The sequence below is a fragment of the Pseudodesulfovibrio sp. JC047 genome (genome assembly GCF_010468615.1).
GTDB lineage: Bacteria > Desulfobacterota > Desulfovibrionia > Desulfovibrionales > Desulfovibrionaceae > Pseudodesulfovibrio.
The window spans coordinates 40,591-55,438 of the sequence record NZ_WUEH01000025.1; the positions used below are offsets into that span (position 1 = coordinate 40,591).

The window sequence follows — 14,848 nt, forward strand, 5'->3', positions numbered from 1 at the left end:
TGACGTCTTGTACAGCAAAGAATGGGGATTGCCTAGTTGTAATACCGAGAAGGAGTCATCATGTTTGAACCACTTGCCCGAATCCCGGACGCTGAATTGCATCGCCGTCAGGATTCGGTTCGCCATTATTTACAGACCGTTGCCCCGGAGGCGGGGGGAATCCTCGTTTTTTCCCGATTGAATATATATTATCTGACCGGCACGTTTGGCCAGGGGGTTTTGTGGTTGCCTATGGATGGAAAGCCTGTCCTGCTTATTCGAACCGGTCTCAATCGTGCCCGGTTGGAAGCGGGTGTGGAGCATATTTTGCCGTTCAAGTCCTATTCTCAGCTTGCCGGACTGTGTGCGGATGCGGGAAGTCCCTTTCCGCAAACCATTGCTGTCGTTATGGCCGGTCTGACGTGGCAACTCGGGTCGATGTTGGCTGCCAAGTTGAAGGAATACACGCTTGTTCCGGGCGATCACGCCGTGGCTCTGGCCAAGATGGTCAAGTCTGAATTCGAGTTGGACATCCTCCGGCGATGCGGAGCGTTGCATCACACCAGTCTTCATGATTTGTTGCCAGCGAAATTGAAACCCGGCATGACGGAACGGGAAATCGCCCATCAAGCGTGGGAGGTCTTTTTTTCGCAGGGGCACATGGGCATGTTGCGGATGCAGGCGCACGGCGAAGAAATTTTTCTCGGTCATGTCGCTGCTGGAGATTCCGGGAATTACCCCAGCGGCTTCAATGGACCGCTTGGGTTGCGGGGGGAGCATCCCGCGTCCGTTTTCATGGGCAATGCGAACAAGGTCTGGGAATACGGCGAACCGCTGATGTTGGACATTGGTTTTCAGATCGAGGGGTACCACACTGACAAGACCCAGGCCTATTTCGCGGGACCGGAATCCGCCAAAAGCGACGCCATTCGTGCGGCGCATGATTTTTGTGTGGCCATGCAGGAGTGGTGTTGCGAAACCGCCAAACCGGGCGTCACGCCTGCCGAGTTGTACGCCTATTGTATCGATCAAGCGGAAAAACAGGGGTTTGCTGACGGGTTCATGGGATTGGACGAGAGCAAGGTGCCATTCATTGGCCATGGTATCGGTTTGACCATTGACGAATATCCACCCATTGCCAGAGGTTTTGATGTGCCGCTTGAAAAGGGCATGGTCCTTGCGTTTGAGCCGAAGCAGAGTATTCGAGGCGTGGCCATGGTCGGCGTTGAGAATACTTTTGAAATCACGGACACCGGCTGTCGATCAATTTCCGGCGACACGTATGAAATGATTCCGATCGAATAACAGATGGCGGACATGTTTGGTCCAGCACGTGGCGGGACAATGAAGGGCTGTCGGTTTATTGACCGGCGGCCATCATTTTGTTGACCACAAGGTGATGAAAAGGCCGAACGCAGGTGAAATAGACCGGTCCGGTCCAGCGGTTGTAGTGAACGATTGATCCGACATGCATTGTGTTCATGCCATTGTCGAGCGGTTCTGTCGCAACGATTAAATGGGCAGTGAGGTGATCTGCCACATGCTCGACCGCCAAATAGACGTTTTCTTTGCCATGGGTCACGGTAAAGGCATGGCATGGAGCACCGGGTGTGAAGGAAATGTCGTCGGGTTGAATCGGTGTCCCATCAATGGTTTCCTGTTTCATGCCGAGAAATCGGACAAAGACAGCCCGGATTTTGTACAGAGCCGTGAGCCATGCTGGTGAATAATACAGAAAATCGGCGAGGAATTCGCGAAGCGTCTTGCGTGTTTCGATGGATTTGACATCCACGTAGTCAGCGTTGGCAAAAAGGTGCGTCAATTCTGGAATGGACTTGAAGTACGTTTTTGCCATGGAATGCTCCTTGAGAGGCGCACGGTGTGAACCGTGCGCCTTTTTTTGGGGTTATTCGTATGCAGCTTCAAAAATGGAGATGACGTCCTCAATGGTCATTTGGACCGGAGTGATGTCAAAAAGCGCGCCCATGGTGGTCAGGGCGTTCTCAGCCAGGGCCGGAATCTCTTCCCGGGTCACGCCGTAGTCGGACAGTTTTTCGTCGGCCAGTCCAACGTCTGAAATGAGGGTGTCGAGCGCATCGAGGAAGGCCACGCCGCTGACTTCTTCATCAATATTTTCTGCCAAGGTGTCTCCCATGGCGAGTGCGAGATCCTGCAAACGGTCTTCGCCACAGGCTGCCAGGAATCCGAAGTAGGCACGGGAAATCAAGACCAGTCCGGCTCCGTGCGGCAGGTCCGGGTGGAAGGCGGACAGGGCGTGCTCAAGGGAGTGGTGCGAAATACAGGAAGAATAGGATTCGCACAATCCGGCTGCGGTGCAGGCCCATGCCATGATGGTACGGGCTTCGAGGTCTTCGCCGTTTGTAACTGCCTGGGGCAGGGTGTGGGCGATAAGGTGGACGGCTTCCAGAGCGAGCATATCGCTGGCTGGTTGCCGACAGGTTGCCAGATAGGCCTCGACAGCGTGGAAGAAGGCATCCATGCCGGTGTAGGCGGTCTGTCTGGGCGGCACGGAAATCATCAGTGTCGGGTCCACGATGGACAGGGACGGGAAAGTGGAATCATTGCCCCATCCGATTTTTTCATTGGTGCCGGATTTGCTGATGACGGTCCATGGGTCTGCTTCGGTACCGGTTCCGGCAGTGGTGGGGATGGCCACAATGGGGAGCGCGTCTTTTTCAGGCTCCTGCCCGCCGCCGCTTCCGGATTGCATGTAATCCCAGTAATAGCCCGGATTGGTTGCCATGAGTGCAATGGATTTGGCCGCGTCAATCGTGGACCCGCCACCGAGTCCCACGATGAAATTGATGTCATTTTCACGGCAGATGGCTGCGGCTTGATCAACCGTGTCAGATTCTGGATTTGGACGAATTTTATCAAAGACAATGGTCTGCACGTCTTGTTTGGCCAACTGGCTCTGGACGGTCGCCAGATAGCCCTGTTTGACCATGACGCCGGACTCGCCAATGACCACCATGGCTTTGCTGCCACGGGGAAGATGCGGTGTATCGCCCAGTTGTTTCAGGGTGTCTGGCCCGAAAACAATCCGCGTGGGCATGAAATATTGAAAGTTCAGCATTGAAGTCTCCTTGTTTGCAGGGGGTGTTATAGCGATTTCATGATGTTTTCAAGTTGATCGACAGTGAAAAGATCGCGCAGGACAATCGGTGTTGACGGGGATTCCTTGGTGAAGATCGCGGCAGTGGGGATACTTCGACTGCCAAGGGCCTTGAGAAGGGCTTCGGCCTCGGGGTTGCGGTCTGTCATGTCCACCTTGATGAAGGTGATGGAATACGCCTGCTTCCAGCGGGAGATATTTTTATCGGTCAGGACCGTGGCTTCCAAGACTTTGCATGTCGGGCACCAGTCCGCAGTGAAGTCCAGAAACAGTATTTCCTTGCCCATTTTTTGTTGCGTCGCGACAGGGTGAAAGTCCGCCCATGGGTTGTTTTCAACCGCTGGCGGCAGTGTCCAGACAATTGAAGCCACCAGCAAGGCAATTGTGGCGAGCCGAATGCTCCATTTTGTGTTTGATCGTGCGGCCTTCGTTCGTATCCAGAGCCAGCCACCAAACAGCAGCGTCCAGAGCGGGGCAAGGATGCGCAGGCTTTCGCTGCCAAGGGCAATGGCGATCAGATAAAAGGCGGTCCCGAGGAGGAAGAAGGCAATGCCTTTTTCCACGTATTCGATCCATGGACCGGATTTTGGCAGGAATCGGGCAAGTTTTGGGTTGATTATCATGAGGATATATGGACTGGACATGCCGATGCCGATGGAAATGAACACAGTGGCTATGACTAGCGGTCCCTGAATGAGTGCCCAACCAAGAACGCCGCCGAGAAATGGGCCACTGCATGGTGTGGCCAGAAGCGTGGTCAACATGCCGGTGAAAAAAGCTTGTTTTCGAGGATTGGCGTGTCCCGCTCCGAATTTCAAGTCAATGACAGGCAGGTGGAACAGTCCGAACAGGCTGAGACCGAGTGCGCCCATGATCGCGGCAATGGCAAGGACGAGCCACTGATATTGGAAGAGTGCTCCCCAGGCCTGGCCCGTGGCTCCGAGCACAATGGCTAAAAAGAGGAAAAAGCTGAGAACTCCCAGAATGAAAAAGACATTATGTTCGCGAAACGCTGCTACCGGGTTTTTGCCGTCCTCGGTGGTGTTGGCACCGAGCAAGGCCGAGAGTTTGAGGCTGACCACCGGCAGGACGCACGGCATAATGTTCAGAATCAAACCTGCCAGCAGTCCCATGAGGATGGCGGATAGCAGGCTTGAGACCTCCAGGCCGGGCTGAAGGTACGTTGGAGAAAATTGCCAGTCGATGACGGGGCTTTCTGCCACAGAGCCTTCTGCTGCGCTGGGCAGAGGGGTGTCATTTTGCTGTCGAGCCAGTTCGGAAAAAGTGGTCCACCATGGCTGTGCGTCAGCCGGAGGCAGTCCTGAAGGCGTTGTTTCAGGATTCTCAAAGGCCAAATCGAGGCGTGTGGGGACGCATTTAGTGGGATGGCAGAGGAGCATGTCCAGATTCAGGAGAATCGGGAATGGGGTGGGTTGTGTGTCGGGAACCACCACAAACAGTTGGGTGCCGTCGAGATATGCTGCAATCGTCACCGACGGGTCATAGCTGTCTTTTTTCGGGGTGCCTTTTGGATAGATGACCCGAAGCGGGGTGCCGTCGGCAGTTATGGCTGACAAATGCGTGGGCTTTCCTGAGTCGCCTGGAATATTGGAGTAGGCGTACCATTCAGGATTGATATCCAGCGTGATTGTCAGGAGCGTTGCACCTGCCTCTGATGTATTGAGAACGCCCGGCGCAATGCTGTAGGCGTGGATAAGTGCCTTCATCGGCGATGGTTGTGCCTGTGCCGGACAGACCGCTGAAATCAGTGTGAGGGCAAGCGCAAAGAGCAGAATTGGAAGTGGCTTGTTGTCGTACATTTGCATCCTAATTGAAAAAAATGAAAAAAAGTTAAAATTAGTTGTTGACATTTTTTGGGGCGACTTATAGAAACCTCTTCGTCGCTGCGGGAACGCAGGGCGGAAGTGGGTCACTAGCTCAATTGGCAGAGCAGCGGACTCTTAATCCGGAGGTTCAAGGTTCGATTCCTTGGTGACCCACCACTTCGAAATCATGACCCTGTCAGAAATGGCAGGGTTTTTTCGTATGGTTTCAGTTTTATACAGCGCACACATTTGGGAGAACGTCCTTTTTCGGCGACTCTACGCACCTCGGAGAAGAGAGGCAAGCGTGTGCATCAATCCAATAGAAAAGGCCGGGAACCTTTCCCGGCCTGACCATTTGTCCTTTTTTAGCCGCCGAACCAACCCGGTGCGATGACTTCGAGTGCTTTGGTATAATGGACTCGCAAATCTTCGAACTTGCCGCCTATGATTTTTTCCTGTGCTCCAAGACTGGAGGGACAGGTTTGTTGCATTTCTTCAGAGATGGCTTCGAGTTCCTTGACGGTGGATTTGATGAGTATGACGGTGTCTCTGACATCGTCGCCCTTGTCTGAAACCAGAACATCATACAACCGGGCTTTCCAGGTGTTCAGTTCCATTTCCAACCCCTTGCAGTAATGGGCAACAGCTTCCTGCTTTCCGGCATCTGTGGGGCACCCATCAATACCCATACAACTGGGACACGGTCCGGGGTAATCCATGTTCGGCATAACGCCCTCCTTTGTTCGGTTGATAAAATTTCAGCCACTATCAAAAAGGTATACCATTTCACACATTGTTGACGAGTGGTGTTCTCTTTTTGTCATGATTTTCTAACGAAGGACGATTTTTTCGCCCACGAAAAAGGCACCTCCGGTTGAACCGAAGGTGCCTTGAGTCTGGCGTATACTGACGTCTATTCGTCGTCGCAGCCACCAGCCATGTGTTTCAAAGTGTCATATCGCTTGTTGAAGTCGATTTCGATTTTTTTCCGATATTTCGTGGAGAATTCCGGGTAGAACCGTTCCAGCATGGCATACCGGTTTTCGCCGGACAGGAATTCCTGCAACGTGCCGTCAGGGGCTTTTGACTCCAGAATGAACGGATTGTCGCCCGTGTCAGCCAAGATCGGATTGTAGCGATACAGCGGCCAATACCCGGATTCAACGGCCCGTTTCTGTTCGAATTGAGTCTTGCCCATTCCCTGTTTGATTCCCTGGTTGATGCAGGGCGCGTAGGCGATGATGAGGGACGGGCCGGGATAGGCTTCGGCTTCCTTGATTGCCTTCAGGAATTGGTTCTTGTTGGCACCCATGGCCACGGATGCGACGTAGACGTATCCGTATGTCATGGCCATGCGGCCGAGATCCTTTTTGGCCGTGGGTTTGCCCGCTGCCGCGAATTTGGCGATGGACCCCATGGGCGTCGCTTTGGACGACTGGCCGCCCGTGTTGGAATAGACCTCGGTATCCAGCACCAGGACGTTGATGTCCTTGCCGGACGCCAGCACATGATCCAATCCGCCGTATCCGATGTCGTAGGCCCAGCCGTCGCCGCCAAAGATCCAGACAGACTGTTTGGTGAACAGGTCGGCCATGGACATGATTTCCTGCAAGGATTCGTCAGGTGTCCCGGAGAGTGCTGCTTTGAGCGCGTCACCCGTGATGCGGGAGGCGTCTGCGTCGTCTTTTGCTTCAAGCCAGTTGGTGAGGGCGGACTTGATGTCGCCGGTCGTGGTTTCCATGGCCTGGGTTGCGAGATCGACGAGATGGGCGCGGCGTTGGTCTGTGGCCATTTCAATACCGAAGCCGAACTCTGCGGCGTCTTCGAACAGAGAGTTGCCCCAGGCCGGACCGTACCCATCGCTATTGGTACAATATGGAGAGGTCGGTGCCGATGCGCCCCAGATGGAGGAACAGCCCGTGGCATTGGCGATCACCATGCGTTCACCAAAGAGCTGGGTGAGGACTTTGACGTATGGTGTTTCGCCGCATCCCGCACAGGCTCCCGAGAATTCCATGAGGGATTTGCGGAACTGACTGCCCTTGACGGATTCGCGACCAAAGGCGTCCTTGTAGGAAATCGAATCTGAAAAGGTGAAGTTGGGTTCCTGATCCGTTTTTTGGGTGGCGATGGGCTTCATGACCAGAGCCTTGTCCTTGGCCGGACAGATGTCGGCACAGTTGCCGCATCCCAGACAATCAAGGGTGTTGACTTGCATCCGATACTGCATCCCTTTGACATCTTTGCCCATGGCCTTGATTGTTGTGAACGACTCTGGGGCCGTTTGTAGCTCCGTGTCGTCAGCAAGGATCGGGCGAAGTGCGGAATGAGGGCAGACAAAGGCGCATTGGTTGCATTGAATGCAGTTGTCGGCGATCCATTCCGGGACCATGATGGCAACGCCACGTTTTTCGTATTTGCTGGTGGAAACCGGCATGGTTCCATCCTGTGAAAAGGCGGAAACAGGCAATGTGTCGCCTTTTTGTGCAAGGACGGGACGCATTACGTCAGTGACATAGGCCGGTTCATCGCGAGACGGTTCCGGGCTATCTTGTGCTGTTTTCCACGCTGCGGGAACCGGAATTGCAACAATGGCATCTTCGGCATTGTCAACCGCCGCATTGTTCATGGAGACGATCTTCGGGCCTTTTTTGCCATAGGCCGTTTCGATGCCCGCCTTGAGCAGAGTGACGGCTTTTTCGAACGGCATGACGTCCGCCAATTTGAAGAACGCGGTCTGCATGACCATGTTGATACGACCGCCAAGGCCGACTTCTCCCGCGATTTTTACCGCATCTACCGTGTAGAATTTAAGATTTTTTTCCGCAATGGTTCGCCGCATGGCCGCCGGGAGTTTTGTGTCCATCTGTTCGGCAGTCCAGGGGCAGTTCAGGACAAAGGTGCCTCCGTCCTTGATGCCGTCCAACACGTCATATTGTGTCACGTAGTTCGGGTTGTGGCAGGCCACATAATCGGCATTCGTGATCAGGTACGTGGATTGAATGGGGCTTGTGCCAAACCGCAGGTGCGAGATGGTGATTCCCCCGGATTTTTTCGAATCATAGGCAAAATAGCCCTGCGCAAACATGTCGGTATTGTCACCGATGATTTTGATTGCCTGTTTGTTGGCACCAACCGTGCCGTCCGAGCCAAGACCCCAGAATTTACATTGGACGGTTCCGGCAGGCGTCGTGTCCTCACATGCGCAGTCCGGCAGCGAGGTCTTGGAGACATCGTCAGTAATGCCGACGGTAAAGCCGTGACGCGGAGCATCCAGCGAATCGAAGACCGCTTTGACCTGTGCCGGAGTGAATTCCTTTGAGCCAAGACCGTAGCGACCACCGACAATGGTGGGAGCGTCAGCTTTTCCGGCATAGACTGCGCAGATATCCAGATACAGGGGATCACCCAGTGAGCCGGGTTCCTTGGTCCGGTCCAGAACCGCGATTTTTTGGACGGTCTCGGGAATGGCGGACAACAGGTGCTTGATCGAGAAGGGGCGGAACAGGCGGACCTTGACGAGGCCGACCTTGCTACCGGTCGCATTGAGATGATTGACGGTTTCTTCGATACATTCGCACGCCGATCCCATGCCAATGATGATCCGTTCGGCTTCGGGGTGTCCAACGTACTCGAACAGTTTGTACTGTCGGCCCGTGATTTCGCCCACCTTGTCCATGGCGTCGGTCACCATGTCTGGAATGGCATCGTAATAGGCGTTGGTCGTTTCTCGTCCCTGGAAATAGATGTCGGGATTTTGTGCGGTGCCGCGAATGTTCGGGTGTTCCGGGTTCATGGCCCGTGCGCGGAATTTGGCGAGTTTCTCACGATTGACGAGCGGTTTCATGTCCTCGTAGTCGATGACATTAATTTTCTGGATTTCATGTGATGTGCGAAATCCGTCAAAGATCGACATGAAGGGAATCGACGATTCGATGCTGGACAGGTGCGCGACCAGCGACAGGTCCATGACTTCCTGAACCGAATTGGAAAAGAGCATGGCAAAGCCGGTCTGACGGGTGGCCATCACATCCTGATGGTCGCCGAAGATCGAAAGTGCGTGTCCGGCCACGGCTCGGGCCGAAACATGGAAAACGCCGGGAAGCAGTTCCCCGGAGATTTTGTACATGTTCGGAATCATGAGCAAGAGACCTTGAGAAGCCGTGAACGTTGTGGTGAGCGCGCCTCCGGCCAAGGAACCGTGGACTGCTCCGGCTGCACCCGCTTCAGACTGCATCTGACGGATCTGGACCTTTTGACCGAAAATGTTTTTCCGCCCCTGCGCCGCCCATTCGTCGGCAATTTCACCCATTGGGGTGGATGGGGTGATCGGGTAGATGGCGGCAGTTTCGCTCAAGGCATAGGCCACATGAGCGGCAGCGGTGTTGCCGTCCATTGTCTTCATCATTTTTTTAGACATGTGTCTCTCCACAGGTTTGAATTGGACTCTGGCAATCAAGACGCTCTGAAATAGATTGTCAGAGGGGCCGTGCAAGTTCCGGTGTGGTCATCGTGCGATTGGCCGGTGAACACAGAGGCCTTGCCGGGAAAATTGTGTTCGGTGCATACCGTGCGCCGTCTGTCATTTGTCACGATTTTTGGATTTTCGGTCAAGACCTCTGGTTGCCGTTCCCCGATCAATGACAGCCATTGACCGAATAGTTTGACCCGAAAGGTGCTCTGATAGGCTTGTGATATGATTCACATTCTTGGTGTGTGTTGAAATCAGGAAATTAAAAAAGGCAAAGGAACGGGGAAGGTGTGAGGGAATGGAAGAGGCTGGTGGAGAACGTTATTCCTGGACCCATTTGAGTGCGGTGGTTTTTTCTTCTTTGGGAAAGGCCTTGAGTTCCAGACTTGGAAAGAGTTTGTCATTGAATTTGATAAGAGGGGCGACCCACGACTTGTCAGTGACAATGGCTTCCTTGGCAAATCTGCGCATGGAGGGGAGTGAAAATTTCATGTCTTCGTAGAGCGCGGCGAGGGTAAACCCTTCCCATTTTTCCAGTTCGACATAGATATTCAGTCGTTGATTGGTCGCCCCCATCAAGGTCTGGATTTTATGGATGACGCTGTCCATGCCTTCTTTGTTGATTTTTCCCGAAATTTTGAGACCAAGGGTCTTTTCTGATGGAATATCAATGAGTGTTATCATTTTTTCTCCTTATTCACGGAAGCAAAGACTGTGAAAGATCTCTTCCTCTATACGTTATGGAGAAATTTGGGCAAGAAAATATTCGTCTTTTTGTTCACCCTCTTCAAGATTTTGAAAGGAAGGAGGGGGAAAAAGACATGAGCTAGAGGCTGATCCGTGTGGGTGATGCAGGAATTCAGAATAAAAAATGTCCCGAGGAGAAAATCCTCGGGACGTGTGAAGCTATGGCATTGTGGTGAAAGTGGTGTCCTCATGAGAGGACGCGTGTGTACCGACTATTTTTCCGTGGCATAGCCAGCCTTGTTCCAGGCGATATAACCACCAGCCAGGCTGCGGACATTCCAATAGCCGTGTTTGAGCAAATAGGAAGCCGCAATATTGGCTCGATAGCCTCCGGCACAGTACAGGATATGATGATCCTCTTCGGACAGGTCGAATTGTCCGTTCAGAATATTCGTGAGGGGAATGTGCCGTGCGCCAGGAATTTTCCCGCCAGCAACTTCGGCCGGGGTGCGAACGTCAATAAGACTGAGTGGTTTGTTTTCTGTCTGACAGGTTTGCAGGTCCTGCGCCGAGTCAATGGCCAGCGTATCGACCGGGCGGCCACTGAACACCCATGATTGGATGCCGCCGGACAAATAGCCATAAATGCGGTCATAGCCGATGCGGTGCAGTTCGGTCCGCATCCGTTCGTAGCCTTCTTTGGAATCCACCACGAGCAGGATGTCCGCCTGAGGATCGACAACCATGCCGACCCAGTTGGCCAGACTCGGTTCAAAGCCGATATTGATGGAGCCGGGAATGTGATATCCGGCGTAGGCGGCGGCATCTCGGACATCGATGACCACTGCGCCGTCCTGCATCTTCTCTTCAAATTTGAAGGGGTTCATGGCCAGATCGAGGGGGCATCGCTCAAGGAGCGGGGCACCGTTCGCATTGGTGGAAATGATGTGGGTGAAACTTTTGGGCCGTGCCGGGAATTCCTGACTCATGGTGACATGAAAGTCTTCGTAGTTTTCAAAACCGAGCATGGGGTTGTGACGGCGTTCGAAACCAAGTGTCGAACTGGGTTTGGAACTCATGCCGCGTCCACATAGGGAACCGGCTCCATGCGCCGGGAAGACTTCAAGACTGTCGGGGAATTTGCTGAATTTGACATACAGCGTGTTCCAGAGATTCTGAATTTGTTCATCCAGTTTGGCATCGCCGACCAGGTCGGGGCGGCCGATGTCATTGACAAAAAGGACATCGCCAGTGAGCAGCACCCACGGCTCGTTGCCACGTGAAAAGTCCGTCACGAGGAGCGACAGCGAGTCCGGGGTGTGCCCGGGGGTGTGCAAGACTTCAAGTCCGGCATTGCCGATGGTCAGTTTATCGCCTTCCTTGAGCGGGGTGAACGGATAGGTCACGGGGGAAGTCTCATAGACCATGACGTCGCATCCCGTGTGGGATTTCAATTCCTGTGCGCCTGAAACGTGGTCGGCATGAACATGTGTATCGATGGCGTGAACGATCTTCATTCCTTCGTCACGCGAAATGTCCAGGTAGTCTTGTACGTCTCTTTTGGGGTCGATGACCACCATTTCTCCGGCAGCGGGGCACCCGATCACGTAGGAAAAACATCCGAGACCAGGTGTGGTGATTTGTTTGAAATACATGACAAGCTCCTTTTTCTCGCTTTATATGAATGTCTTTTCATAAATGGAAATTAGGTTGCTGGCAATAATTAGGAATGATTATTCTAATTCTTTTGCCTTGGTCACGAATTTTTTCGCCAGATCATCCAGGATGTCCGCAGCAACTGTGAAGGTTTTGAGTTTGGAGTCAGGGGTGTTGAGCACGCGACGGTAGGCCCATTGGGACAGGTAAAAGAGTTCTGCTTCCGGGCAGGAAGAGCAGACTTTTTTGAGTTGAAGCAGCAGTTCTTCCTTGACCTGTTGCCGCTGGAGGATCGCACTTTTCAATCGGGCACCGGCCTGTTTCGTGTTTTTTTCGTCCGCCAGTGCGACCTGCATTTGTCCATTGGCCCTTTCTACGGCTTTGGCGGCACGGAGGTATTTGCCAGCCATTTCCGTGAGTGATTTATTCTGGCCCATGGCTCTGAACACGGTGGCCATGCGTTCTATGCGACGGCTGTTCAGCCTGAGCATGACGGCGATTTCCGCATTGGTCAGGGTGCGCATGGTTTGGGTTTTCCCTTCGATATATTGACGCTCGTCCGTGGCGGCGGTGTCGGTCAGGAGAACAACAAAGCCTTCACTGTACAGGCTATACAACGTCTTGAGCATAGTCGGTGTGAATGCGTAGTCCAAGACGGCCTTGCGTGAAGCGCGGATGTCATTTTCGGAGACGGTGAACCCGTCCAGCTCCCGGCCAAAATGTTTGTTGAGAGAAACAGCGGACACCAAGGTCGCGGGTTTGCCGTTGAGATTGGATGGAACGAATCGGTGCAACACATAGTCGGCCAGGGATTCGACAAAGGAGAAGGTGACGACAGCATCTTCCGAAATTTCAATTGTCTGCGGTTGTTTTTTTGCGGGCTTGACGGCTGGTGGCGGCGTTGTGTCGACCGGGGCAGCCGTGGCAGGGGTGTAGTCGGGGGCGACTTTTTGCCCCTCATTGACCCAGTCCGGAGCTTGGACAGGTTGTTTTTTCGGCTCGGCAACCGATTGTTTGATTGCTGCTGTGTTCACAGGTGTTTCTTCTGACGAATCAGACAGGAGCAGATATGAGCCTACGGCGAGCAGAATGGCGCATCCAATGAGGATCAAGGCGGTTTGACGTTCTTTCATGATGGTATCTCCTGAAGTTCTTTTATCAGTTTATGCTTCCTGTTTCCAGGTGTACTCGTTTTCCTTGTCAGCATTGGCACAGGTCAGGTCCATGTCGCGGAGGAGCGCCCAATACGTGGTTCCCTTGACGGCTTGTTCGCCCATTTGTCGCATACTTGAATAGTATTCGAGTAATGAAACCATGGTGTTCAGATCAATATCGCCCTGCGCGCCTATACGCAAGAGATCATCCTTGAGATCGTGATACACATCGTCAAGTTGATGCAGTTGCTGTTTGATGTCCATGAATTCTGGCGCACAGGGAGTATGGGCCACATTGAGAAGATTACGGACGTCTCTTCGGAATGCTCGGGCGGTTTCTGCTGTTGGTTCAGGAAGGGAATGGTCCAGAAAAGTGTGTTGCTGTGAGATTTCCGTGATGATGTTCAGGGCCTTTTTATAATATTGGACGACGCGCAAGACCGCTGGAAGGCGAAGCGCCACGGCATCAGGCAGGTCCAGTCGTTGAATTTTGACACAATAGCTGCGAATTGCTGTGGCCAGTGTGTCGTGAGCCATTTTGTTTTTGATGAAATCGACATGACGAAATTTTGATGTCAGGGCCTTTTGGCAAATTTCACGAGTCATTTCTCCTAGTCGTCCTGATTCCATGAAAAGGGCGTCCATGGCCAGTGACGGCGTGCCAAGGATGGTTTTGTCCAGATATTTTGGCTGGCCAAGCTCCGCGACGTCCCGGCCAATGTGACGGTTGAGAAAATTCACCAGCCGTTTGGTGAAGGGCAGGAAAAGCGCGACGCCGAGCACATTGAAAAGGGTGTGAAAAATAGCGAGCGTGGTTGCCATGTCAAAAGTTTCGTCAAGCGGCGATATGGTTTTGACAATAGCGAGCAGGAGCGGAATGGTTGCCAAGGCGACCAGTGCGGTGACTGTATTGAAGATGATGTGGGCCGCAGCAACCTTCTTGGCGTTGTAGGTTGCGCCAATGACGGAAAAAAGAGCGGTCGATGTCGTGCCGATATTGGTTCCGATGGCGGCCGCCGCAGCACTCTCCAAGGTGATGATGTTGGACATTCCCGCAGTCAGGATAAGGGCCATGGCCGCGCTGGAGCTTTGCATGAGCAGCGTGAGTATGGCTCCGATGACCACAAAGAGCAGGATACCGGGAATGCCACCAATGTTGAAAGAGGCAAGGTCAACGGCCCCGCCGAGATCGTGGAAAGATGATTGCAGAATTTCGATGCCAAGGAAAAAAATGCCGAACCCGGTCAAGGCGTCCCCGAGGTGCTCGCGACGAGAATGGCGTCCCGTGAGCCTGAGCAATGCGCCCAGACCGATCAAAGGGAGGGCCAATGCCTTGACTTTGACACTGACACCAACGGCGGCGACGATCCAGCTTGTCACGGTTGTCCCGATGTTCGAGCCGAAAATGACACCGACGGATTGTGGGAGCGTCATCAGCCCGGCATTGACGAATCCGATAACTGCCACAGTGATGGCACTGGACGATTGCACCAGGGCCGTGACCATGAATCCCGAGGCCAAGCCTCTGAGTGGGGTTTTTGTCCATTTCCCTAAAATTGAGCGGAGGGCGTTTCCGGCCGCGTTGCGCAGCCCTTTGGTCATCAGTCTCATCCCTAAAAGGAAAAGTCCGAGTCCACCTATCAGTCCGGCACCAAGAGAAAATAGCATGATCGTGGGTCGCTCCTTACAACAATCTGATAGTACGTTCTTAGTTTGACAGAAGGGCAAAGTAAATAGGTTTGTGCATACCGATATGATCGAAAACGGTCAGCATGTCATCCGTGAAAGAAGGGGGAGGGGGCTTCGGGAAAATTCGATGGATTCCATTTGATTGAAATCCACAAAAATACCATGTCGGCACTCCAAGGCTTAATCTGGTAACAATACCAGTAAAAGTGAAGCTCAAAGGAGGCCGACATGGCTAGGATTAAAATATCAT

The 14,848-nt window shown here is 53.2% G+C and carries 10 protein-coding genes and 1 tRNA gene; 2 read left to right on the forward strand and 9 right to left on the reverse strand.

Features of this window, described 5'->3' with window-relative positions:
• The first annotated feature begins 60 nt into the window (after positions 1 to 60).
• Positions 61 to 1,284, forward strand: a complete 1,224-nt coding sequence (locus tag GO013_RS14485; RefSeq protein ID WP_163812338.1) for a Xaa-Pro peptidase family protein — start codon at positions 61 to 63, stop codon at positions 1,282 to 1,284.
• A 55-nt stretch (positions 1,285 to 1,339) separates the two neighbouring features.
• Here GO013_RS14485 and GO013_RS14490 read toward each other — a convergent pair whose 3' ends face one another.
• Genes GO013_RS14490 through GO013_RS14500 form a run of 3 tightly spaced genes read right to left on the reverse strand, consistent with a single transcriptional unit; the run spans position 1,340 to position 4,935 of the window.
• Positions 1,340 to 1,834, reverse strand: a complete 495-nt coding sequence (locus GO013_RS14490) for a DUF2867 domain-containing protein (RefSeq protein WP_163812340.1) — start codon at positions 1,832 to 1,834, stop codon at positions 1,340 to 1,342.
• 51 nt (positions 1,835 to 1,885) lie between these two features.
• Positions 1,886 to 3,076, reverse strand: coding sequence for an iron-containing alcohol dehydrogenase (locus GO013_RS14495; RefSeq protein ID WP_163812342.1), 1,191 nt, complete (start codon positions 3,074 to 3,076; stop codon positions 1,886 to 1,888).
• 26 nt (positions 3,077 to 3,102) lie between these two features.
• Positions 3,103 to 4,935: a cytochrome c biogenesis protein CcdA gene (locus GO013_RS14500; protein WP_163812344.1), complete on the reverse strand. Its 1,833-nt coding sequence runs from the start codon at positions 4,933 to 4,935 to the stop codon at positions 3,103 to 3,105.
• A gap of 107 nt (positions 4,936 to 5,042) precedes the next feature.
• On the opposite strand from GO013_RS14500, the gene GO013_RS14505 reads away from it, so the two are divergent.
• Positions 5,043 to 5,118 (forward strand) — tRNA-Lys (locus GO013_RS14505).
• Positions 5,119 to 5,306: 188 nt separating this feature from the next.
• Here the strand turns inward: GO013_RS14505 and GO013_RS14510 are convergent.
• The 6 genes from GO013_RS14510 to GO013_RS14535 form a co-directional block, all read right to left on the reverse strand.
• A complete protein-coding gene (locus GO013_RS14510) occupies positions 5,307 to 5,669 on the reverse strand; it encodes a hypothetical protein (protein ID WP_163812346.1) in 363 nt (120 codons plus the stop codon).
• Positions 5,670 to 5,854: 185 nt separating this feature from the next.
• On the reverse strand, positions 5,855 to 9,361 hold the full coding sequence (gene nifJ / locus GO013_RS14515) for a pyruvate:ferredoxin (flavodoxin) oxidoreductase (RefSeq protein ID WP_163812347.1): 3,507 nt from the start codon (positions 9,359 to 9,361) through the stop codon (positions 5,855 to 5,857).
• 372 nt (positions 9,362 to 9,733) lie between these two features.
• Positions 9,734 to 10,096 carry an STAS/SEC14 domain-containing protein gene (locus tag GO013_RS14520; RefSeq protein ID WP_163812349.1) on the reverse strand — a complete coding sequence of 121 codons (363 nt, stop codon included), beginning with the start codon at positions 10,094 to 10,096 and terminating at the stop codon, positions 9,734 to 9,736.
• Between the two features lie 275 nt (positions 10,097 to 10,371).
• Positions 10,372 to 11,754, reverse strand: a complete 1,383-nt coding sequence (locus GO013_RS14525) for an MBL fold metallo-hydrolase (RefSeq protein WP_163812351.1) — start codon at positions 11,752 to 11,754, stop codon at positions 10,372 to 10,374.
• 78 nt (positions 11,755 to 11,832) lie between these two features.
• Complete coding sequence (locus GO013_RS14530; RefSeq protein WP_163812353.1) at positions 11,833 to 12,888, reverse strand: hypothetical protein; 1,056 nt, start codon at positions 12,886 to 12,888, stop codon at positions 11,833 to 11,835.
• Positions 12,889 to 12,918: 30 nt separating this feature from the next.
• On the reverse strand, positions 12,919 to 14,577 hold the full coding sequence (locus GO013_RS14535; protein ID WP_163812355.1) for a Na/Pi symporter: 1,659 nt from the start codon (positions 14,575 to 14,577) through the stop codon (positions 12,919 to 12,921).
• Between the last annotated feature and the right edge of the window lie 271 nt (positions 14,578 to 14,848).